This is a genomic window from Conexibacter sp. S30A1, assembly GCF_023330665.1.
GTDB lineage: Bacteria > Actinomycetota > Thermoleophilia > Solirubrobacterales > Solirubrobacteraceae > Palsa-465.
Genome location: NZ_CP097127.1, coordinates 929895 through 950591, shown reverse-complemented (window position 1 = coordinate 950591; position 20697 = coordinate 929895). Strand labels below are relative to the sequence as shown.

Genomic DNA, 20697 nt, shown 5'->3' with positions numbered 1-20697 from the left:
ATGGCCACCGAGCCGCTGCTTTCAAGAAGTGCCATGCCGGCTGAGATCCTGATCAGGCAGGCCCACGTGCTCGATCCGCGCTGCGGGCTCGACGCGCCCCTTGACGTGCTGATCCGCGGCGGTCTGATCGCCGAGTTGGGAGCGCCCGGGGCGACACGGCCGCCCAGCGGGGCGGCCGTGATCGAGGCGGCCGGCAAGCACCTGTTCCCGGCCTTCTCCGACCCGCACGTGCACCTGCGCACACCCGGACAGGAGTACAAGGAGACGATCGCGACGGGGACCGACGCGGCTGCGGCCGGCGGCTTCTGTCAGCTGATCGCGATGCCCAACACCGTGCCGACCGTGGACCAGGTGAGTGTGCTCGAGGCCCTGCGCGCCCGCGCACGCCAGCAGGCGTCGGTGCCGACCGGCTTTCTGGCGGCGATCACGGTTGGGCTCCGGGGCGAGGAGCTCACCGAGATGGCGGCGCTGCGCGACGCCGGTGCGCTTGGCTTCACCGACGACGGCCGGCCGGTCGTGGGCGCCGGGATGCTGCGCAAGGCGCTCCAGTATCAGCGGCTGGCCGGCGGCGTGGTTGCGCTGCACGAGGAGGACCCGTCGCTCTCAGCCGACGGGGTGATGCACGAGGGTGCGGTCTCGGCCAGGCTGGGTGTGGCCGGCATCCCGTCGATCAGTGAGTCGACGATGATCGATCGGGACGCGGCGATCGCCAGATACGAGGATGCGCGCGTGCACTTCCAGCATCTCAGCGCCGCGGCGTCGGTGCAGGCGCTCTCCTTCTGGCGCAGCGCCGGAGCACGGGTCAGTGGTGAGGTGACACCCCACCATCTCACGCTGACCGACGAGGAGCTGCTGGGCCTGGATGCGAACTTCAAGATGAACCCGCCGCTGCGCAGCGAGGCTGACCGCAAGGCGTTGATCGACGCCCTGCGCAGCGGCGTGATCGAGTGCATCGCCACAGACCATGCGCCCCACGCGCACCACGAGAAGGAGATGCCCTTCGAGCAGGCGCCGATGGGGACCACCGGACTGGAGACAGCGTTTGCCGCGCTCTACACCGAGCTTGTCAGGCCGGGGCTGCTGACGCTGCCCGTGCTGATCGAGCGGCTGACCGCGGGTGGGTCACTGTACGGCCTGAACCTGCCACGGGTGGCTGTAGGCGAACAGGCGAACGTCGTGCTGGTTGACCTTGCGCGTGACTGGCGTGTGGGGGAGAGGGGTTACCGCAGCCGCTCCGAGAACTGCTGTTTTCACGGCCGCAGGCTGGCTGGCGTCGTGGAGCTGACGGTGGCCGCCGGCAGCGTGGCCTTCGCCGCGCCCGGGGTTCGTACGACGACACTGGAGGAGGTCTGATGAGCGGCGAGGCATATGTGCTGCTGGAGGATGGCGCCCGCTTCGACGGGACGGCCTGCGGTGCCGACACTCACGCGGTGGGGGAGGTTGTGTTCACGACGTCGATGTCCGGCTACCAGGAGGCGATGAGCGACCCCTCGTATGCCGGCCAGTTGATCGCCTTCACCTACCCGCAGATGGGCAACTACGGCGTCAGCGCGCGGGCGATGGAGTCAGACCGTGCGCACGCCCGCGCCGCGATCATGCGTGCCGCCGTCGATTACGACGACGCGCCGAACGCACAGGGCGGCTGGCTGACATGGCTTAAAGCCCAGGGTGTCGCCGCCATCACCGACCTCGACACACGCGCGCTGGTGCGCCATATCCGTGACGCCGGGGCGATGCGCGGCGGCGTCTTTCCCGCGACCGTGGCCGAGGCCGAGGCCCGCGCGCTGCTCGAACGCGAGCCGCCGATGGCGGGACGCGACCTTGCGCGCGAGGTGACACCGCCGACGCCGCGGCAGGTTGCGGCCAGTGGGAGTGAGTCACCAGTGCACGTCGCGATGATCGACACGGGGGTGAAGCGCTCGATCGTTGAGCAGCTGACCCAGCGGGGCGTCGAGCTCACCCTTTATCCCTGCACGGTCAGCGCCGAGACGCTGCTCGCCGCCGGCCCGGACGCGATCTTTCTGGCCAACGGCCCGGGTGACCCGGCGGCGCTTGGCTATGTGGTCGATACGGTGCGCGGGCTGGTCGGGCGCAAACCGGTCTACGGGATCTGCCTCGGCCACCAGCTGCTCTGCCGGGCGCTGGGCCTTCAGACCTACAAGCTGCCGTTCGGCCATCATGGCGCCAACCACCCGGTCAAGGACCTGGCGAGCGGACGCACCGAGATAACCAGCCAGAACCATGGCTTCGCGGTGCTCGGGCCAGATGGACAGGGGCGCATCGACGGCGATCAGCCGGTGCGCTGGGAGACCGACTTCGGCGCCGCGCAGCTCAGCCACGTGAACCTCTACGACCGCACCGTGGAGGGGCTCGCGCTGCTTGATGTGCAGGGCGCGACGATTCAGTACCACCCTGAGGCCGGTCCCGGCCCGCACGACTCTCTCTACCTGTTCGACCGCTTTGTCGACGAGATCCGGAGCAGCCGCTGATGCCACGACGCAACGACCTTCACAAGATCCTGCTGATCGGCTCGGGGCCGATCGTGATCGGGCAGGCGGCCGAGTTCGACTATTCGGGTACGCAGGCGGCTCGCGTGCTCATGCAGGAGGGGTACGAGGTCGTGCTCGTGAACTCGAATCCGGCCACGATCATGACCGACCCTGAGGTGGCGACCACCACCTACGTGGAGCCGCTCGACCCGCGGACGGTCACCCGCATCATCGAGCGCGAGCGGCCAGACGCCCTGGTTGCGACGCTCGGGGGCCAGACGGCGCTCAACCTCGCCAAACGGCTGCACGAGGACGGTGTGCTCGAGCGCTTCGGCGTGGAGCTGATCGGCGCCAAGATCGACGCGATCGAGCGCGGCGAGGACCGCGACCTGTTCCGCGCGACGATGCAGGCGGCGGGCCTGCGCGTGCCGCGCTCGGCGATCGCGCACACGCTCGCGGAGGCACGCGCCGCGGTGGCCGAGATCGGGCTGCCCGTGATCATCCGCCCGGCCTTCACGCTCGGTGGCGCCGGCGGCGGTGTGCTGCGCGACATGGCCCAGTTCGACGCGGTCATCGGCCGTGGGCTCGAGGCCTCGCCGATCAGCCAGATCCTGATCGACGAGTCGGTGCTCGGCTGGGGCGAGTTCGAGCTGGAGGTGATGCGTGACTCGACCGACAACGTGGTGATCGTCTGCGCGATCGAGAACATCGATCCGATGGGCGTTCATACCGGTGACAGCGTCTGCGTGGCACCGCAGCAGACGCTGCCAGACCACCTCTACCAGCGGCTGCGCGATCAGGCGATCACGGTGATCCGGGCGATCGGTGTGGAGACCGGGGGGTCGAACGTTCAGTTCGCGGTCAACCCCGCCACGGAAGAGATCATGGTGATCGAGATGAACCCGCGTGTCTCGCGCTCGAGCGCGCTGGCGTCCAAAGCAACGGGCTTTCCGATCGCGAAGATCGCGGCGCGGCTGGCCGTCGGCTACACGCTGCAGGAGATCACCAACGACATCACCCGCGCCACGCCCGCCAGCTTCGAGCCGGCGATCGATTACTGCGTGGTGAAGTGGCCACGCTTCGCATTCGAGAAGTTCCCGGGAGCCGAGCAGGAGCTGACGACCCACATGAAGTCCGTCGGCGAGGCGATGGCGATCGGCCGCACCTTCCGTCAGGCGTTCGCCAAGGCGCTGCGCTCGCGCGAGCTTGACGCCGCGGTCAGCTTCCCCAGTGACGACGAGCAGCTGCTCGAGCTGGTGGCGGCGCCCGGGGCCGAGCGCTTCGATCACCTGTTGGAGGCTCTGCGTCGCGGCCACAGCGTCGCGGCGCTCGAGGCGCTGACGCAGATCAACCCCTGGTTCCTGCGTGAGCTCGAGGCTCTCGTCCGTGATCCGGATGCGGTCTTTGCCGGGCAGCGCACGTTCAAGTCGGTGGACACCTGCGCCGCCGAGTTCGCCGCCCAGACCCCATACTTCTATTCCGCCTGGGAGCGACCGCGGCCGGCCGGACCAGACGGCAGACCGCTTGCCGCCGGCGAGGTCACGCGCGGATCGCGGCCGAGCGTGGTGATCCTGGGTTCGGGACCCAACCGCATCGGCCAGGGGATCGAGTTTGACTACTGCTGCGTGCACGCCGCCCAGACCGTGCGGGAGTCAGGTCGTGATGCCGTCATGATCAACTGCAACCCCGAGACCGTGTCGACCGACTACGACACCTCCGACCGGCTGTACTTCGAGCCGTTGACGCTGCCCGACGTGCTTGGCGTGTGCGAGATCGAGCGGCCCGAGGGAGTGATCCTCCAGTTCGGCGGCCAGACGCCGCTCAAGCTGGCGGCCGGGCTGCGCGACGCCGGGATCCCGATACTCGGGACCACGACCGATGCGATCGACCTGGCCGAGGATCGCGCGCGCTTCGGGCGGCTGCTCGACGAGCTCGGCTACAGGGCGCCACCCTACGCGGCGGTGGCGACGCCCGAGGAGGCGCTTGAGCGCGCCCCTGAGGTCGGGTTCCCGTTGCTCGTGAGGCCGAGCTACGTGCTTGGCGGGCGCGCCATGGAGATCGTCTACAGCGTCGACGGCCTGCGCGACTACCTGCGCCGGGTGGGTGTGATCGGCGCGGCCGGGGCCGATGGCGGCCCGCGGATCTACCTGGACCGCTTCCTGGAGGACTCCGTGGAGGTGGACGTCGACGCGCTCTGTGACGGCGAGCGGGTGTGGATCGCCGGGATCATGCAGCATGTGGAGGAGGCCGGCATCCATTCCGGCGACTCGGCCTGCGTGCTGCCGCCGCACTCGCTCGGTGACGAGATGCTCGAGCAGATCCGCGAGCAGGCCGCGGGCATCGCCAGGGCGCTCGGCGTGGTCGGCCTGCTGAATGTCCAGTTCGCGATCCACGCCGGGTCCGGCCTGCACGTGATCGAGGCCAACCCGCGCGCTTCGCGCACCGTGCCGTTCGTCTCAAAGGCCATCGGGCTGCCCGTCGCGAAGCTCGCCTGCCGGCTGATGCTCGGCACCAAGCTCGACGAGCTCGACCTGCCCGACGAGGTGGCCACCGGGCACGTCTGCGTCAAGGAGGCGGTGCTGCCGTTCGATCGCTTCGCCGGCACGGACGCGCTGCTGGGGCCCGAGATGCGCTCGACCGGGGAGGTCATGGGCATCGCCCGAGACTTTCCGACGGCGTTCGCGAAGGCTCAGGCGGCGGCCGGTGCCAGGCTGCCGCGGTCAGGCACGGTGTTTGTTTCGGTGGCTGACCGAGATAAGTCTGCGGCCACGGCGATCGCCACACAGATCCACGACATGGGCTTCGAGCTGCTGGCGACCAGCGGCACCGCCAAGGCGCTCGCGCGGATGGGCATACCGGCCCGGCGGGTCAACAAGCTGAGCGAGGGCTCGCCGCATGTGGTCGAGGCCATTGGTCGGGGCGAGGTGGACCTCGTCATCAACACGCCGGTGGGGACCGGCGCCCGTTCTGACGGTTACGAGATCAGGGCGGCGGCCGTGGCCCACCGGATTCCGTGCATCACGACCATGTCCGGTGCGATCGCCGCGATCCGTGCGATCGCGGCCGCGACGCATGGTGAGCCCGAGGTCATCTCGCTCCAGGAGCTCTATGCGCAGCCGCGGGCGGGACTCTGAGTGGGTCGCGCGGTCTGAGCGCCCGACACCGGCAGTGTCGGCGAGCGATCAAAGCGGCTGAATGTGTGCTGGTCTGTTTGAGCCGAAAAACTACCTGCAAAGCACCTTGATTGTCGCAACCATCCTCGATAATGCTCAAGCTCAGGTTGAGGTTTAGACGAAATTGGCTCTGGGGGTGTGATCGGCGGCTCGCAAGATGTATAGTCGCCCGCCATGCCGCCGGTCAGTGATTCCCCAACCAAATCCATCGCTGCACCCGAGCGCTCGCTCGTGCAACGGATGGAGGCGCTACAGCGCGCCAACGACATACGTAGCCGTCGGGCCCAGCTCAAACGCGATCTGAAGGCCGGTCGCCAGGCGATTCACGAGCTGCTCCTGGACCCGCCCGAATATCTCGAGACAGCGAAGGTGTTCGACCTGCTGCTGGCGGTCCCCAAGTACGGACGCGTCAAGGTCAACAAGATCCTCTCGACCTGCCGGATCTCGCCTTCGAAGACGATCGGGGGCCTGTCTCAGCGCCAACGCACCGAGCTCGTCGAGCTCATGCGGCGCCGCTGAAACGGCGCGCTGCACGTCCGCGGCTCGGGGGCCGGCAGGTGGCCAGGGTGTTCGTGATCACAGGCCCCTCGGGCGTGGGCAAGGGCACGCTGATCCGCGCCCTGCTGGAGCGCGTGCCGGAGCTCGAGCTGTCGGTCTCGGCGACGACGCGCAGGCCGCGCCCAGGCGAGCGGGACGGTGTGTCCTATCACTTCCTGAGTCCCGAGCAGTTCGCCGCGCGGGTGGCCGCCGGCGAGTTCGTCGAGTGGGCGCAGTACTCGGGCAACCGCTACGGGACCCTGCGCTCGGAGCTCGAGTCCCGGCTCGCCGCGGGCGTCCCGGTCGTGTTGGAGATCGAGGTTCAGGGGGCCCGTCAGGTGCGTGAGACGATGCCGGAAGCCGTCCAGGTGTTCATCGCGCCGCCCTCGGTACAGGCGCTCAGGGAGCGCCTGGAAGGGCGTGGCACAGACACAGCCGATCAGATCAGAGCGCGCCTGCTCACCGCGGAAGCGGAGATGGCAGCCCAGCGCGAGTTCGCACACGTGGTCGTCAACGACCGGCTTGAGCAGGCTTTGGAAGAGCTCGTTGGCATTGTCCAGACGGAGCTCTCAGCGGTCGGTTAGCCGTCTGGGGCGCGGCCGGCGTCCGCGGGCCGGGTACTCTTTGCAGGCAACAGCCAATCTTCCCAAGGACACAGATCGTGATCTCTCCCCGCATTGACAAGCTGCTCGAGCACGTCGACTCTGACTACGCGAGCGTCGTGGTCGCCGCGCGCCGCGCGCGCCAGATCAACTCCTACTACCACAACCTCGGCGAGGGCACCTTCGACGAGTTCACCCCGCCGATGGTCGAAACGCGCTCGAAGAACTACCTGACGATCGCGCTCGAAGAGGTGGCCCAGGGCAAGCTCAAGTACCACTACCGGTAGGGTCCTGGCGCTTGCGGTGCCGGGACACCAACACTCGATCGGAGGTTGAGAATTAGGCTCCTGGTCGGTGTCTGTGGTGGAATCGCGGCCTACAAGGCGCTCGAGACCGCGAGGTTGGCGGTACGCGCCGGTCACGCGGTCAGGGTGATCCAGACGCGCAACAGCCTGCGCTTCGTCGGCAAGGCGTCGTTTGCGGCGATCACCGGCGCACCCGTGCTGAGCTCCGAGTTCGAGGCAGATCCGGCGCGGGGCGCATACCCCGGCGATGACGTGCCCGCGCACGCGCCGATCAGCCACCTTGCGCTGGTCCAGCACGCCGATGCATATCTGATTGCGCCGGCCAGTGCCGACACGATCGCCAAGCTCGCGGTCGGTCTGGCCGACAACCTCCTGACGAGTGCGGCGCTGGCGGCAACCTGTCCGGTGATCGTGGCACCGGCGATGAACGAGGCGATGTACCTGAACGCGGCCACGCAGGCGAACCTGGTGACGCTTCGGCAGCGCGGGCTGATCGTGCTGGCACCCGGTGAGGGTGAGCTCGCATCTCACGGTGAGCACGGGGTCGGCCGCCTACCGGAGCCGGCCGCGCTGCTTGCCGCGGTGGAGGCGGCCGCGGGCGCGCAGCGCGCTCAGGCAGCGTCTGGCGAGCGCTCGTCTGAGCGCCGTGCCGGTGGCACGCTGGCCGGCCGGCGCGTGCTGGTAACCGCCGGCGGCACGCGCGAGCCGATTGACAGCGTTCGCTACATCGGGAACCGCTCCTCGGGACGTATGGGCCTGGCGCTGGCGGCCGCCGCCGGCGCACGCGGAGCGGTCGTGACGTGCGTTTTGGCCAACGTCGCGCTCGAGCCACCGCCCGTGGCACGGGTACGCCGCGTGCAGACCGCCGCCGAGCTCGCGGCCGCCTGTCGGGAGGAGTTCCCGGCACACGATCTGCTGCTCATGGCGGCGGCGGTCGCCGACTTCAGGCCGGTTGGCGCCGCCACCGGCAAGCTCACCAAGACCGGTCCCGAGGCGCCGCGCCGGATCGAGCTCGAAGCGACCGAGGATGTCCTCGAGGCATTGAGCTCGTTGCGCGCGCCCGGGCAGGTGCTGGTGGGCTTCGCAGCTGAGCACGGCGCGGGCGGGCTCGAACGGGCGCGCGCGAAGCTCCGGCGCAAACAGCTGGACGCGATCGTCGTCAATGACGTCGCGCGCGAGGACATCGGCTTTGACTCCGAATACAACGAGGCGACGTTGATCACGCGTGCGGGCGGCGACGTGCCGCTGCCGCGCCTGGCCAAGCGCGAGCTCGCCGAGCTGATCCTCGACCGGGTCTCGCAGCTGCCCGCGGCAGCCGAGCTGTCCGCGGACTCGCTGCCCGCGGGCGCCGGCGTGGGTGCGGGAGGCTGACGGTGGAGGACGTCTACGAGCTCTTCACGCGCGGCTCGGCGCTGCTGGCAGCCGGTCACTTCCACCAGGCGACCGTCCCGCTCGAGCGCGCGCGCAGGCTCTCGCCTGAGAGCGCGTCGATCCGCGAGGCGCTCGGCCGCGCCCTGTTCCAGGCCCAGCGCTACAGCGAGGCCGCCGACGAGTTCGGCGCGCTCGTCGAGCGCTCACCGACCAACGACTTTGCCCTGTTCTGTCTCGGCCGCAGCCTGCAGATGCTCGGCCGCCACGCGGAGGCACGGCGGCCGCTTGCGCTGGCTGCCTGCCTGCAGCCCGAGCGGCGCGACTACCGCACCTATCGCGATCTCGCGCGCAGTGCCGCGGCGCGCGCGGCCATGAGCGCTGGCGACGGCGAGCCGGCTGCCGACTAGGTGCTCTGGGACAGCGCTGCGGATGGTGCGCGGTGCTACGCTTGCGCGCACAGCTTCTTCAGGCCGGAGTGAAACCGGCGGATGGTCAAGAAGTGGGCGCTCGCCCGCTTTTTTTATGACCTGGTGGCAAAAACGAACGCGTGAAATCAAGTGCAATCTGAGATCGAAACCCGACTGGCGGCAAGCGCACCTGACATCGAGGTGCTGCTCGTCGAGTGCAGCGGTGACACACTGAGGGTCTTCATCGACCATCCCCAGGGGGTCACCCTCGCGCACTGCGAGCGGGTCACCGAGCTGCTCAGCGAATATCGCGAGAGTTACACCATCGAGGTCTCGTCTCCGGGCGAGGATCGCCCACTTACCAAGCCGCAACACTTCCGCCGCTTTCTCGGCCATCGTGCCCGCCTGCGCCTGCGTACGCAGCACGATGGCCACAAGAGCCTCACCGGCGAGCTCGTCGGGGCGTCTGAGGACGAGGTGACGATCGCCGCCGGTGACGCCGTCGTCGCCGTTCCCTACGAGCAGATCACACGCTCAAACCTGGTACCTGGTGACTAAAGAGGACCCCAATGTCAAAAGAGATCCTTGATGCCGTACGCGGTCTGGCCGCTGAGAAGAACATTTCCGCCGAGAAGCTGATGGAGGCGCTCGAGGATGCGCTGCTGTCCGCCTACAAGAAAACCCCGGGCTCGGCGCCGTATGCGCGCGTGGAGATGGACCGTGAGACGGGCGACTTCACGGTCTGGGAGCTGAAGATCCCGCCGGAGCTCGAGGAGCAGCTGCTCGTGCAGGCCGCGGCCGATGAGGGGCCCAGCGTCGACCCCGAGACGGGTGAGATGCGCGAGCCGGCGGCTCCCGAGATCGACCTCGAGAAGCTCAAGCAGTACGAGGACCAGATCGAGACCGCCGACGTGACGCCCCATGACTTCGGCAGGATCGCTGCGCAGACGGCCAAGCAGGTCATTCTCCAGCGCATCCGCGAAGCGGAGCGCGACATGATGTTCGAGGAGTACCGTGACCGCGTCGGCGAGCTCATCACCGGGATCGTCCAGCAGTCGGACTCGCGCTACACGCTGGTGCAGCTGCGCGAGCGGGTGGAGGCGCTGCTGCCGAAGTCAGAGCAGGTGGACGGCGAGCGCTACGACCACGCACAGCGCATCAAGGCCGTCATCAAGGATGTCTCCAACTCGACCAAGGGGCCCTCGATCATCGTTTCCCGGCGTGACCCCGAGTTGATCAAGTCGCTGTTCGAGCTGGAGGTCCCGGAGATCGCCGACGGCCTCGTCGAGATCACCGGGGTCGCGCGTGAGCCTGGCTACCGGTCGAAGATCGCCGTGATCTCGCACGTTGACGGCGTGGACCCGGTCGGCGCCTGCGTCGGCCCGCGTGGCTCACGTGTGCGGATGGTCGTCTCGGAGCTGCGCGGCGAGAAGATCGACATCATCCCCTACAACGACGAGCCCGCTCGCTTCGTCGCCAAGGCGCTGTCTCCGGCCCGCGTGCGCGAGGTTCTGGTCGACGATGAGGCCAAGCAGGCGACCGTGATCGTCCCCGATGACCAGCTGTCGCTGGCGATCGGTCGTGAGGGCCAGAATGCGCGCCTGGCGGCGAGGCTGACAGGCTGGCGCATCGACATCCGCTCCGAGACGGATTTCGCAGCCGAGGAAGTCCGGGGTGACCAGGACGAGGAGGAGACCAGCGGCCGCTGCCATGCCATCCTCTCCAACGGCCGGCGCTGCCCGAACGCCGCGCTTCCCGGTTCCCGCTACTGTGGGATCGAGGCTCACCAGGCGCTTGAGGGCACCGGCACAGACCAGGTGCCGGCGGATCCAGACGGCGGCGCGTAGCGCGCGCCAGCCGTTGCCTGACGTCCCGCCCGCCCGCACCCGAGTGGCGCTGAGACCGGGCTGGCTCACGGTCCTTGGCGCCAACACCACACATCTACACTGGAAGCGAAATGAGCAAGTCCACCGAAGAAGCTCCTAAGCAGCGCAGCTCTGCCCCGCAGGCCGCGCCAGCGAAGACGGGCGCTGCGGCGGGCACCGGCTCCGCTCGCGCCAAGGCCGGCTCCACGCCGAGTCGGCAGTCCTCAGGCAGCGCTGCGCCGCAGCGCTCCCGCCAGAGCAGTCCACCGCGCGCTCCCGCGCCCGCCGATAAGCCCGCTGGCGGCGATCCCACCGCTGGCGCCGTGGCCACCGAGCGGCCCGGACAGACGGAGTCCGAGGCGCCGCACAAGCGTCCGACACGAGACTCCCTGCAGGGTGAGCGTGCGCCCGGCAACGCCGGCGGGCGTCGGCGAGTTGTGATCGACGCTCAGGCGTCGCGGCGCAGCCCGGCTGGGCCCGGCGCACCAGGTGGCGGGCCCGCCCAGCCGCCGCGCCGCCAGCGCCGCGGCCGCCGCCGCCGCGGCGTCTACGACGAGGAGGCTGAGTCGCGTCCCGCGCAGAGCGCCACCGCAACCCACGACCTGGTCCGCGTCATCTCGGGCTCGACCGTCAAGGATGTGGCCGAGTACTTCGGCGTGCGCGTCCCGGACATTGTCAAGAAGCTGATGGAGCTCGGCGAGCTCAAGACCCAGACCCAAACGCTCTCCGATGACACCATCGAGCTGCTCGGAGCGGAGTTCGGCAAGGAGGTCGAGGTCGTCCACGCCGAGGATGAGACGGCGTCCGAGGAGCGCTTCGACGACAGCGATGAAGATCTCGTCGAACGTGCCCCGGTGGTCACGATCATGGGCCACGTCGACCACGGTAAGACGTCGCTGCTGGACGCGATCCGCGAAACCCAGGTGGCCGCCGGTGAGGCGGGCGGTATCACGCAGCACATCGGCGCCTACCAGGTGCGCCACGACGGTCGCACCGTGACCTTCCTGGACACGCCGGGCCACGAGGCGTTCACGGCGATGCGTGCCCGTGGCGCCAAGGTGACCGACCTGGCCGTGATCGTGGTTGCCGCTGATGACGGCGTCAAGCCGCAGACGCAGGAGGCGGTGGATCACGCCAAGGCCGCGTCTGTCCCGATGATCGTCGCCGTCAATAAGACCGACAAGGAAGGTGCCGACCCGGTACGTGTCCGTACGGAGATGTCGGCGCTCGGTCTGCAACCGGTCGAATGGGGCGGTGACACCGACTTCGTCGACGTTTCCGCCAAGACCAGGGCGGGGCTCGATGATCTGCTCGACACGATCGTCGCTCAGGCCGAGATCATGGAGCTGCGAGCGAACCCGGACACGAGCGCGTCCGGGACCGTGATTGAGTCCAAACTCGACCCGGGGCGCGGTCCCGTGGTCACGATCCTCGTCATGCGCGGCACGCTCGAGGTTGGCGATGCACTCGTCGCGGGCGCCCACTGGGGCCGTGTCAAGGCGATGCACGACTTCACCGGCACGCGCGTGAGCAAGGCGCTGCCCGGCGAGCCGGTCGAGGTGTTGGGTTTCGACAGCGTCCCCGAGGCGGGCGAACGCTTCCGGGTGGTTGAGCACGATCGGCGGGCGCGGCAGCTCGCCGGCGAGCATGCCAACCGCCTCAAGACCGAGTCGCTGGCGCGCAGGCGCAACAAGCGGATTTCGCTGGAGGACATCTTCGGCAGCGGCCTGCAGGAGCTGAACCTGGTGATCAAGTCCGACGTTGCCGGCACGCTCGAGGCGATGCAGGACGAGATCGCCAAGCTGCCGCAGGACGAGGTCACCGTGAACGTCATCCGCGGTGCCGTGGGCGCCGTCACGGAGTCCGACGTGATGTTTGCCGCCGCATCGGACGCGGTCGTGCTCGCGTTCAATGTCAGGCCCGTCGGTGAGGCGCGAGCGTTGGCAGAGCGAGAGGGTGTCGAGATTCGCCACTACTCCGTCATCTACCGCGCGATCGAGGAGCTGCGCTCGGCGATGCAGGGCATGCTCGCGCCCGAGGAGGTTGAGGAGGCCGTCGGCAGCGCCGAGGTCCGCCAGATCTTCCGAGCCTCCCGTGTTGGCACGATCGCCGGCTCGCACGTCACCGACGGCAAGCTCTCACGCGGCGACCGGGTACGTCTGGTGCGCGACGGCACCGTCGTCTACGACGGGGTCATCGCCTCGCTGCGCCGGTTCAATGACGATGTGCGTGAGGTCGCCAGTGGCTACGACTGCGGCATCGTGTTGCGGGACTACGCCGACGTCAAGGAGGGCGACGTGATGGAGGCTTACACGACACGGCAGGTAGAGCGCGAGCTCGCCTGAGGCACCACGCACGTGGCTTGAGGACGGCAGATGAGCGGTGGTGCGAGAATGCGGCGCGTCGACGAGGCGATGCGGATGGTGCTGGGCGAGGCCATCGCCACCGACCTGCAGGACCCGCGACTTGGGTTCGTGACCGTGACCGGTGTCAAGACAAGCCCCGACCTGCGCCACGCGCGCGTCTACGTGAGCGTGCTCGGTGACGAGAGCGAGCGCGCCTCAAGCCTCGCCTGCCTGCAGGCCGCGCACGGCTTTCTGCAGGCGCACGTCGCCCAGGCTCTGCGGCTCAAGCGCACCCCGACGCTGAGCTTCGACTACGACGAGTCGGTGCAGCGCGGCATGCGCATCACGCGCCTGCTGGCCGAGGTGTCGAGCGCCGGCGGAGCAGATGCCCGGCTCGACTGAGACAGCCGTGTTGCGGAGTGGGCGCGCCGCCGTGCTCGAGCAGCTGCGAGCGCTCGAGCGCGCAGTGGTGGTTACCCATGAGCGCCCGGACGGGGACGCGCTCGGTTCGCTGCTCGGCATGCACGAGCTGCTCCTGGCGCTCGGTCATGACAGCGTCATGTTCGTCGCAGAGAGCGACCTGCCGCTGCCGTCCGAGTACCGCTTCCTGCCGCTTCAGGGTGTCATCACGCAGCCGCCCGCGGACGTCGCGAGCCGGACGGTGATCTTCGTCGACTGCGGCAACATCGAGCGCAACCCGGCCGCCGAGCGGCTGCGGCCAAGCGAGGGCTGGGGCACGATCATCAACGTCGATCATCATCACGACAACAGCCGCTTCGGCAGCGTCAACTACGTCGACCCGAGCGCCTCCTGTACCGCCGAGATGGTCTGGGAGCTGGCGCACGCGCTCGAGGTACCGATCGACACGGAGCTGGCGGTGGCTCTGTATGTCGGGTTGATCACCGACACCGGCTGCTTCATGTACGAGAACACCAGCCCGCGCGCCCACCTGATGGCCGCCGAGCTGATCGAGGCGGGCGTCGACGTGCACGCCATCTATCAGCAGGTCTACGAGGACATACCGTTCGCGAAGCTGGCGCTCCTGGCCCGCGGGCTGGCCAACGTGCAGCGCTACGACGAGGACCGTCTGACGGTCGCCTACCTCAGCGCCGAGGACTTCGCCGCCGCCGGCGCGCAGGAGAGCTACGCCGAGGGCGTGATCGACCATCTGCGGGCCGTACGCGGGACCGCCGTCGCGGCGCTTGCCAGGGATCGCCTGGATGGCGGCTCCGCGGCTCCCGACGGTGGGCGCCAGCGCAAGGTTTCGCTGCGTGCCGCCGACACGCGCCTGGATGTCTCGGCGATCGCCCGGCTGCAGGGCGGCGGCGGCCACCGGGCCGCCGCCGGCTTCAGCACGTCGCTGAGCTGGGAGGATCTGGTCACATTTCTGCGCAACGCACTCGCTGCGCAGTTGCGGGATCTGCCCGCCGAGACGTGAGCGCGACCGGTTCAACCGACGGGTTGCTGCTCTTCGACAAGCCCGCCGGCATCACCTCGCACGACGTGGTGTTGCAGATCCGCCGGCGTCTCGGGCGCCAGCTGAAGGTCGGCCACGCCGGCACGCTCGATCCGTTTGCGACCGGGTTGCTGATCTTGCTGGTTGGGCGTGCGACCCGCAGCCAAAGCCTGGTCATGGCCCTGCCCAAGCGCTACGAGGTGACCGCCCGCTTCGGTGCGGTGTCGAGCACCGGCGATCCGGAGGGTGAGATCACCGTCACCGGCAGGATCCCGCAGGGCGAGCTGACACTGCCGACCGGGGTGCTACGCCAGCGTCCGCCGGCCTACTCGGCGGTCAAGGTCGGTGGGCGCCGCGCGTACGCGCTGGCCCGCGCCGGCGTCAGCTTCGAGCTCGCCGAGCGTGAGGTGACCGTCCATCGCTTCCAGGAGACCCGCCGCGCCGGGGACGAGCGCGACTTTGTGATCGAGTGCTCCTCGGGAACGTATGTGAGATCTCTGATCGCGGATCTGGGCGATGCCTACTGCACGGCGCTGCGGCGCACGCGGATCGGCGACTTTGACGTGCAGGACGCCGATCCGGAGCGCCTGCTGCCGCTGGAGCAGGCGCTCCGGCAGCTCGCGCCCAACCTCTAGCCTTGCTCTTTCGATGCGTGTCCTTGGCTTGAGCGAAGTGCGCCCACGACCCCGCCGCGTGGCCGTGGGTCAGTTTGACGGCGTGCACCTCGGGCACCGTGAGGTGATCGCCGACAACGGCACCGTGCTGACGTTCGAGCCGCATCCCGCGACCGTCGTGGGGCGCGCCGCGGCCCCGAAGCTCCTCACCAGCTTCGCTCGCAAGGCGCAACTGATCGAGTCTCTTGGCGTCCAGGAGCTCGTGGTGGTCCCCTTTGACGCCGAGTTCGCCGCGCTCACGCCGCGCGCGTTCATCGAGCGGGTGCTCGTCGGCAGCCTGGCGGCCACCAGCGTGTCGGTCGGTGTCAACTTTCGCTTCGGTCACGGCGCGCTCGGCGACGCTAACGCTCTGCTCGCAGACCAGCGATTCCAGACGCGCGTGGTCGAGCTCGTCGAGGTCGACGGGGCGCCGGTGTCCTCGAGCCGGATCCGCGCGCTGCTCGGCGCCGGTGAGGTACAGCCGGCAGCGCGGCTGCTCGGTTACAACTTCGTCCTGCAGGGCGCGGTCGTGCCGGGCGATAAGCGCGGACGCCAATTGGGCTTTCCAACGGCCAACATCGTCCCCGACCCGCAGCTGATCTGCCCGGGGCACGGCGTTTATGCGTGTCGGGTGGGGGAGCACATGGCGGCTGTGAACGTCGGCGTACGGCCGACGTTCGGGTCTGGCCTCGCGACGCTTGTGGAGGTGTTTGTGCTGGACTTCGACGGTGACCTCTACGGCCAGCAGCTGAGCGTCGAGTTTGTTGCGCGCTTGCGTGACGAGCGGCGTTTCGCGGACGCCGGGGAGCTCATCGAGCAGATGCGGCGCGACGTGGAGCACACACGCGAACTGCTAGGCTCCCTGCTCACATGAGTCTCACACAGGAAAAGAAGGCGCAGCTCATCGAGCGGTTTGGTGCCGGCCCGCAGGACACCGGCAAGACAGAGGTCCAGGTGGCGTTGCTGACCGAGCGGATCAACCAGCTGACCGAACACCTGCGCACCCACAAGAAGGACCATCACTCGCGGCGGGGACTGCTCATGCTGGTGGGTCAGCGCCGGCGCTTCCTGCGCTATCTGGAGCGCTCTGACCTCGAGCGCTACCGTGCGCTCGTCAAGGAACTGGGGCTGCGCAGGTGAGCCCGCTGGCGGCCGGCTCGCCGGCACCGGAGTTCAGCCTGGGTCGCCACGACGGCGACCCGTTCACCCGTTCCGACCTGGAGGGCAAGACCACCGTTCTCGTCTTCTATCCGTTTGCCTTCAGCCCGGTCTGCACGGATCAGCTGAGCATCTACAACGGCGCGCTTGACCAGTTTGCGCAGCGCGGGGCGACGCTCTACGGCGTTTCCTGCGATTCGGTCTGGGCGCAGGCCGCCTTCAAAGAGAAGCTTGGCGTGGATATCGAGCAGCTCTCCGACTTTGAGCCCAAGGGCGCGGCGTGCCGCGCGTTCGGGGTCTATCACCCCGGCGGGTTTCCACAACGGGCACTTGTCGTGGTGCGGCCCGACGCGACCGTGGCCTGGAGCTACCAGGCAGACTCCCCCGGTGACCTGCCCGGCGTGGAGCTCGTCTTCGAGGGCCTCGACGCAGTCTGAGCCCGGGCGCCGCGATAGCGGCGCCCGGCTGCAAGCTCACGCTTGACACTGCGCCGCCGCAGCAGTGGCCCGGCGCTGCGCTGGTGCGCGCGCGGCCGGCTCGATGGTGACCTGGAGTTCGGTGTGGATGCGGCGAGGCTGAGCGCCCAGGCGCCCCGATCGCAGGTGACTCTGAACCCCGGCTGGGCGGCGGGGCCTGCACCCGCTAGGATCACGTCAGTTCGGTAAAGAGAAAAAGACGAGATGCACTCCGCCGACCGACGGGTGGAGCAGAAGGGAACTGAATATGTCTGACGCTGTGAAGCGCGCCCGTGTGGAGATCTCAGGTAAGGAGATCTCTTTTGAGACCGGCAAGCTTGCCAAGCAAGCGACCGGTGCCGTGGTTGTCCAGGCGGGGGAGACGATGGTGCTCTGCACCGCCGTGATCGGCAATCTCCGCGACGCCGATTTCCTGCCGCTGACCGTGGATGTGGAGGAGCGCATGTACGCGGCCGGCCGCATCCCCGGATCGTTCTTCAAGCGCGAGGGCCGTGCCGGCGAGAAGGCGACGCTCACCGCGCGCATGATCGACCGTCCGATCCGACCGCTGTTTCCCAAGGGCTGGCGCTACGAGACCCAGCTGGTCGCAATGCCGCTCAGCGTCGACCACATCAACCCCTACGACATCCTCGCGATCAACGGCGCGTCCGCGGCCCTGCAGCTGTCAGGAGCCCCTGTTGCCGCCGCCGTGGGTGCGGTGCGCATCGGCAAGGTCGACGGCAACTTTGTGGTCAACCCCAACGAGGAGGACCTGCTCGACGGCAGCGACCTCGACCTGATCGTCGCGGGAACCGCCGAGGGAATCACAATGGTTGAGGCCGGAGCCAACGAGATTCCGGAGGCCGAGATCCTCGATGCCCTGGACATCGCCCACGATGCGATCAAGCGGCTGTGTGCCGCTCAGGTGGAGTTGCGCAGCCAGGCCGGCAAACCGACGATCGAGTTCGAGGCGCCCGGTGTTCACGAGGACCTCTACCGGCAGGTCGTTGCCTCCCACGGGGCTGCGCTCGACGCGGCCACCCAGATCGAGGACAAGCTCGAGCGCCAGAACGCAAGCGATGAGGTCAAGGCGGAGATCGTCGAGCGCTACGCCGGCGATCCCGAGAACGACGGTTACGCGGAGGCTCGCGCGCACGCCCAGCGCGCCGCCGACAAGCTTGAGAAGTCGCTGATCCGCGAGCGCATCGCGGTCAAGAAGATCCGCCCCGACGGCCGTCGTGCGGACGAGATCCGCAAGATCGACATTGAGGTCGGCGTGACCCCGCGAACCCACGGCTCGGCGCTCTTCACCCGCGGCCAGACACAGGTTCTGAGCACCGTCGCGCTGGGCACGACGCGCGAGGAGATGCGCCTGGACACGCTCGGCCTGGAGACCGCCAAGCGCTACTTCCACCACTACAACTTCCCGCCGTTCAGCGTCGGCGAAGCCGGACGTCTGGTCGGACCTAAGCGGCGTGACATCGGTCACGGTGCGCTTGCTGAGCGTGCGCTGGTGCCGATGATCCCCAGTCAGGATGACTTCCCCTACACGATCCGTGTGGTCTCAGACGTCCTCGAGTCCAACGGTTCAAGCTCGATGGCCAGCGTGTGCGGCTCCTCGCTGAGCCTGATGGATGCCGGTGTGCCGCTCGCCAAGCCGGTCGCCGGGATCGCGATGGGGCTGATCAAGGAGGGTGAGGACTACATCGTGCTCACCGACATCGCCGGTGTCGAGGACCACCTCGGCGACATGGACTTCAAGGTCGCCGGCACCAGCGACGGCATCACGGCGCTGCAGATGGACATCAAGATCATCGGCGTCAGCTTCGAGATCATGCGTGACGCGCTGGCGCAGGCCCGCGAGGCACGCCAGTTCATCCTCGGCAAGATGCAGGCGGTGATCGATGCGCCGCGAGGTGAGCTCTCACGCTACGCGCCAGGCATCTCCACGATCAAGATCGACCCCGAGAAGATCGGCCTTCTGATCGGCAAGGGCGGCGAGACGATCCGTGCGCTGCAGGAGGAGTTCGAGTCCCAGATCGACGTCAATGACGAGGGGCAGGTTCTGGTGTACGCATCAAACCGTGAGCTCGGCGATGCGCTGATCGACCGCATCCGCTCGATGACCAAGGAGGTCGCGATCGGCGATGAGTACACCGGCAAGGTGGTCAAGACCACGACCTTCGGTGCGTTCGTGGAGCTCGCCAAGGGCACGGACGGCCTGCTGCACATCTCAAACGTCGCTCCAGGCCGGCGCATCGCGACGGTCGAGGAGGTCCTCAACAAGGGCGACGAGCTGAGCGTGCGGGTGGTCGAGGTCGACCGCGAGCGTGGCCGGATCGGCCTGCGTCTCGCCGATGACCCGGAGATCGCCGGCAAGACGATCGAGGAGATCGCCGCCATCGGCGCCGGCTCTGGCAATGGCGGCGGCGAACGCCGTGAGCGCGGTGAGCGCGGTGGGCGCGACCGTAACCGTGGCGAGCGCGGCGACCGTGGCGACCGTGGCGACCGTGGCGGCAGGGGTGGCCGCGTCCGCGACAGCGACCCCGATCGCGGCTGAGCGAGAGCCGAGCGCTCACGGGCGCACGACGCCAGTGACTGGTCAGCACCGCGTCACGACGCTTGCAAGCGGCGTGCGGATCGTGACGGAGGCGATGCCCTCCGTCCGATCCGTGTCGCTTGGCTTCTGGATCGGCACCGGGTCGCGCGGCGAAACCGACGCGCAGGCGGGGCTATCGCACCTGCTCGAACATCTCCTGTTCAAGGGCAGCGCGCGCTACGCGTCGCTCGAGATCGACCAGATCTTCGACGGCATGGGCGCGGAGATCAACGCCGGCACCGGCAAGGAGACAACGTCCGTCTACGCCAGGGTGATCGACGAGCACGTGCCGCGTGCCTTCGACGTGATCGCCGACATGGTGTTCGCCCCGGCGCTTTCCGAGATCGACGCGGAGCGGGCCGTGATCCTCGAGGAGATCGCCATGTATGAGGACGACCCGCAGGAGAAGATCTTTGACCTGCTCGGTCAGGCGGTCTTCGCCGGGCACCCCCTGGGGCGGGCAATCATCGGCTTTGCCCCTGTGATTGCGGGCACCTCCGCGGATGAGATCCGCCGCTTCCACGCCTCGCGCTACCGGCCCGCCAACATCGTGATCGCCGCCGCCGGCGCGGTGGACCACGACGCGCTCGTCTCGCTCGCGCAGGCCACGCTGCCGGTGGACGGTGCGGAGAGCCACCCCGCCAAGCCGCCGGCCGTCATTCCCGCGCCTGCGGGCGTGAAGCCCGAGGTGCTCTTCGAGCGCAAGGACACCGAGCAGTTTCACCTGTGCGTGGGCGGCCCCGGCCTGTCGCGCCACGACGAGCGTCGCTTCGCGCTGCGGGTGCTCGACACGATCTTCGGTGGCACCTCGTCCTCGCGGCTCTTTCAGGAGGTGCGCGAGAGCCGTGGGCTCGCCTACTCGGTGTACTCGTTCACCAACGCCTTCCAGGACAGCGGCGAGGTGGGGCTCTATGTCGGCACCCGCGCAGAGAACCTCGGCGAGGCCATGCAGGTCGTGGACCACGAGCTCGCCCGCCTGCGCCGCGAGCCGGCCAGCGCCGACGAGCTGGCTCGTGCCAAGGAGAACCTCAAGGGCAGGGTGCTGCTGTCGCTGGAGTCGACCGGTGCGCGGATGAGCCGTCTGGGGTCAGAGACGCTCGCGCAGGCGCCGCTGCTGTCGCTGGACGAGGTGGTCGCGCGGATCGACGCGGTGAGCCTGGCCGACCTGGAGGCCCTGGCGGAGGAGCTGTGGGCGCCAGAGCGTCTCTCCGTTGCCTGCATCGGGCCCGATCGCGGCCGCTTCGATGCCGCGCTCGCCGCCGCGCACGGGGTGTCGGTGTGA

The 20697-nt window shown here is 68.6% G+C and carries 19 protein-coding genes; all 19 read left to right on the top strand.

The window, feature by feature from the left end; translation table 11 throughout:
• The 19 genes from M3M54_RS04715 (at nt 1) to M3M54_RS04625 (ending at nt 20697) form a co-directional block, all read left to right on the top strand.
• Nucleotides 1-1353, top strand: a complete 1353-nt coding sequence (locus tag M3M54_RS04715) for a dihydroorotase (protein WP_249021033.1) — start codon at nt 1-3, stop codon at nt 1351-1353.
• Nucleotides 1353-2489: a glutamine-hydrolyzing carbamoyl-phosphate synthase small subunit gene (gene carA / locus M3M54_RS04710; protein ID WP_249021032.1), complete on the top strand. Its 1137-nt coding sequence runs from the start codon at nt 1353-1355 to the stop codon at nt 2487-2489. Before M3M54_RS04715 ends, carA begins: the two co-directional genes overlap by 1 nt.
• Complete coding sequence (gene carB, locus M3M54_RS04705; protein WP_249021031.1) at nt 2489-5623, top strand: carbamoyl-phosphate synthase large subunit; 3135 nt, start codon at nt 2489-2491, stop codon at nt 5621-5623. Before carA ends, carB begins: the two co-directional genes overlap by 1 nt.
• 213 nt (nt 5624-5836) lie before the next feature.
• Complete coding sequence (gene mihF / locus M3M54_RS04700; RefSeq protein WP_249021030.1) at nt 5837-6181, top strand: integration host factor, actinobacterial type; 345 nt, start codon at nt 5837-5839, stop codon at nt 6179-6181.
• Between the two features lie 38 nt (nt 6182-6219).
• Entirely contained in the window at nt 6220-6783 is a 564-nt protein-coding gene (gmk, locus tag M3M54_RS04695; RefSeq protein ID WP_371878618.1) for a guanylate kinase, read from the top strand.
• A gap of 77 nt (nt 6784-6860) precedes the next feature.
• Nucleotides 6861-7088, top strand: a complete 228-nt coding sequence (gene rpoZ / locus M3M54_RS04690) for a DNA-directed RNA polymerase subunit omega (protein ID WP_249021028.1) — start codon at nt 6861-6863, stop codon at nt 7086-7088.
• A gap of 45 nt (nt 7089-7133) precedes the next feature.
• Nucleotides 7134-8477, top strand: a complete 1344-nt coding sequence (gene coaBC / locus M3M54_RS04685) for a bifunctional phosphopantothenoylcysteine decarboxylase/phosphopantothenate--cysteine ligase CoaBC (protein ID WP_249021027.1) — start codon at nt 7134-7136, stop codon at nt 8475-8477.
• 2 nt (nt 8478-8479) lie between these two features.
• Nucleotides 8480-8884, top strand: coding sequence for a tetratricopeptide repeat protein (locus M3M54_RS04680; RefSeq protein WP_249021026.1), 405 nt, complete (start codon nt 8480-8482; stop codon nt 8882-8884).
• Between the two features lie 150 nt (nt 8885-9034).
• Nucleotides 9035-9442 (top strand): ribosome maturation factor RimP, encoded by a 408-nt coding sequence (rimP, locus tag M3M54_RS04675; RefSeq protein WP_249021025.1) that lies wholly within the window; start codon nt 9035-9037, stop codon nt 9440-9442.
• Between the two features lie 11 nt (nt 9443-9453).
• Nucleotides 9454-10731 carry a transcription termination factor NusA gene (gene nusA, locus M3M54_RS04670; protein ID WP_249021024.1) on the top strand — a complete coding sequence of 426 codons (1278 nt, stop codon included), beginning with the start codon at nt 9454-9456 and terminating at the stop codon, nt 10729-10731.
• Between the two features lie 341 nt (nt 10732-11072).
• A complete protein-coding gene (gene infB, locus M3M54_RS04665) occupies nt 11073-13094 on the top strand; it encodes a translation initiation factor IF-2 (RefSeq protein WP_249021023.1) in 2022 nt (673 codons plus the stop codon).
• 48 nt (nt 13095-13142) lie between these two features.
• Complete coding sequence (gene rbfA / locus M3M54_RS04660) at nt 13143-13496, top strand: 30S ribosome-binding factor RbfA (protein WP_249021022.1); 354 nt, start codon at nt 13143-13145, stop codon at nt 13494-13496.
• 7 nt (nt 13497-13503) lie between these two features.
• The gene (locus M3M54_RS04655; RefSeq protein ID WP_249021021.1) at nt 13504-14532 is read left to right on the top strand and encodes a bifunctional oligoribonuclease/PAP phosphatase NrnA; all 1029 of its coding nucleotides are present in this window, start codon (nt 13504-13506) and stop codon (nt 14530-14532) included.
• Complete coding sequence (gene truB / locus M3M54_RS04650) at nt 14529-15185, top strand: tRNA pseudouridine(55) synthase TruB (RefSeq protein WP_249021020.1); 657 nt, start codon at nt 14529-14531, stop codon at nt 15183-15185. Before M3M54_RS04655 ends, truB begins: the two co-directional genes overlap by 4 nt.
• A 13-nt stretch (nt 15186-15198) precedes the next feature.
• Entirely contained in the window at nt 15199-16077 is an 879-nt protein-coding gene (locus tag M3M54_RS04645) for a bifunctional riboflavin kinase/FAD synthetase (protein ID WP_256465813.1), read from the top strand.
• Complete coding sequence (gene rpsO / locus M3M54_RS04640; protein WP_249021018.1) at nt 16074-16343, top strand: 30S ribosomal protein S15; 270 nt, start codon at nt 16074-16076, stop codon at nt 16341-16343. Before M3M54_RS04645 ends, rpsO begins: the two co-directional genes overlap by 4 nt.
• Nucleotides 16340-16798 (top strand): redoxin domain-containing protein, encoded by a 459-nt coding sequence (locus M3M54_RS04635; protein WP_249021017.1) that lies wholly within the window; start codon nt 16340-16342, stop codon nt 16796-16798. The genes rpsO and M3M54_RS04635 overlap by 4 nt, the downstream gene beginning before the upstream one ends.
• A 286-nt stretch (nt 16799-17084) precedes the next feature.
• Nucleotides 17085-19376, top strand: coding sequence for a polyribonucleotide nucleotidyltransferase (locus tag M3M54_RS04630; protein ID WP_249021016.1), 2292 nt, complete (start codon nt 17085-17087; stop codon nt 19374-19376).
• Nucleotides 19264-20697: a pitrilysin family protein gene (locus tag M3M54_RS04625; RefSeq protein ID WP_249021015.1), complete on the top strand. Its 1434-nt coding sequence runs from the start codon at nt 19264-19266 to the stop codon at nt 20695-20697. Before M3M54_RS04630 ends, M3M54_RS04625 begins: the two co-directional genes overlap by 113 nt.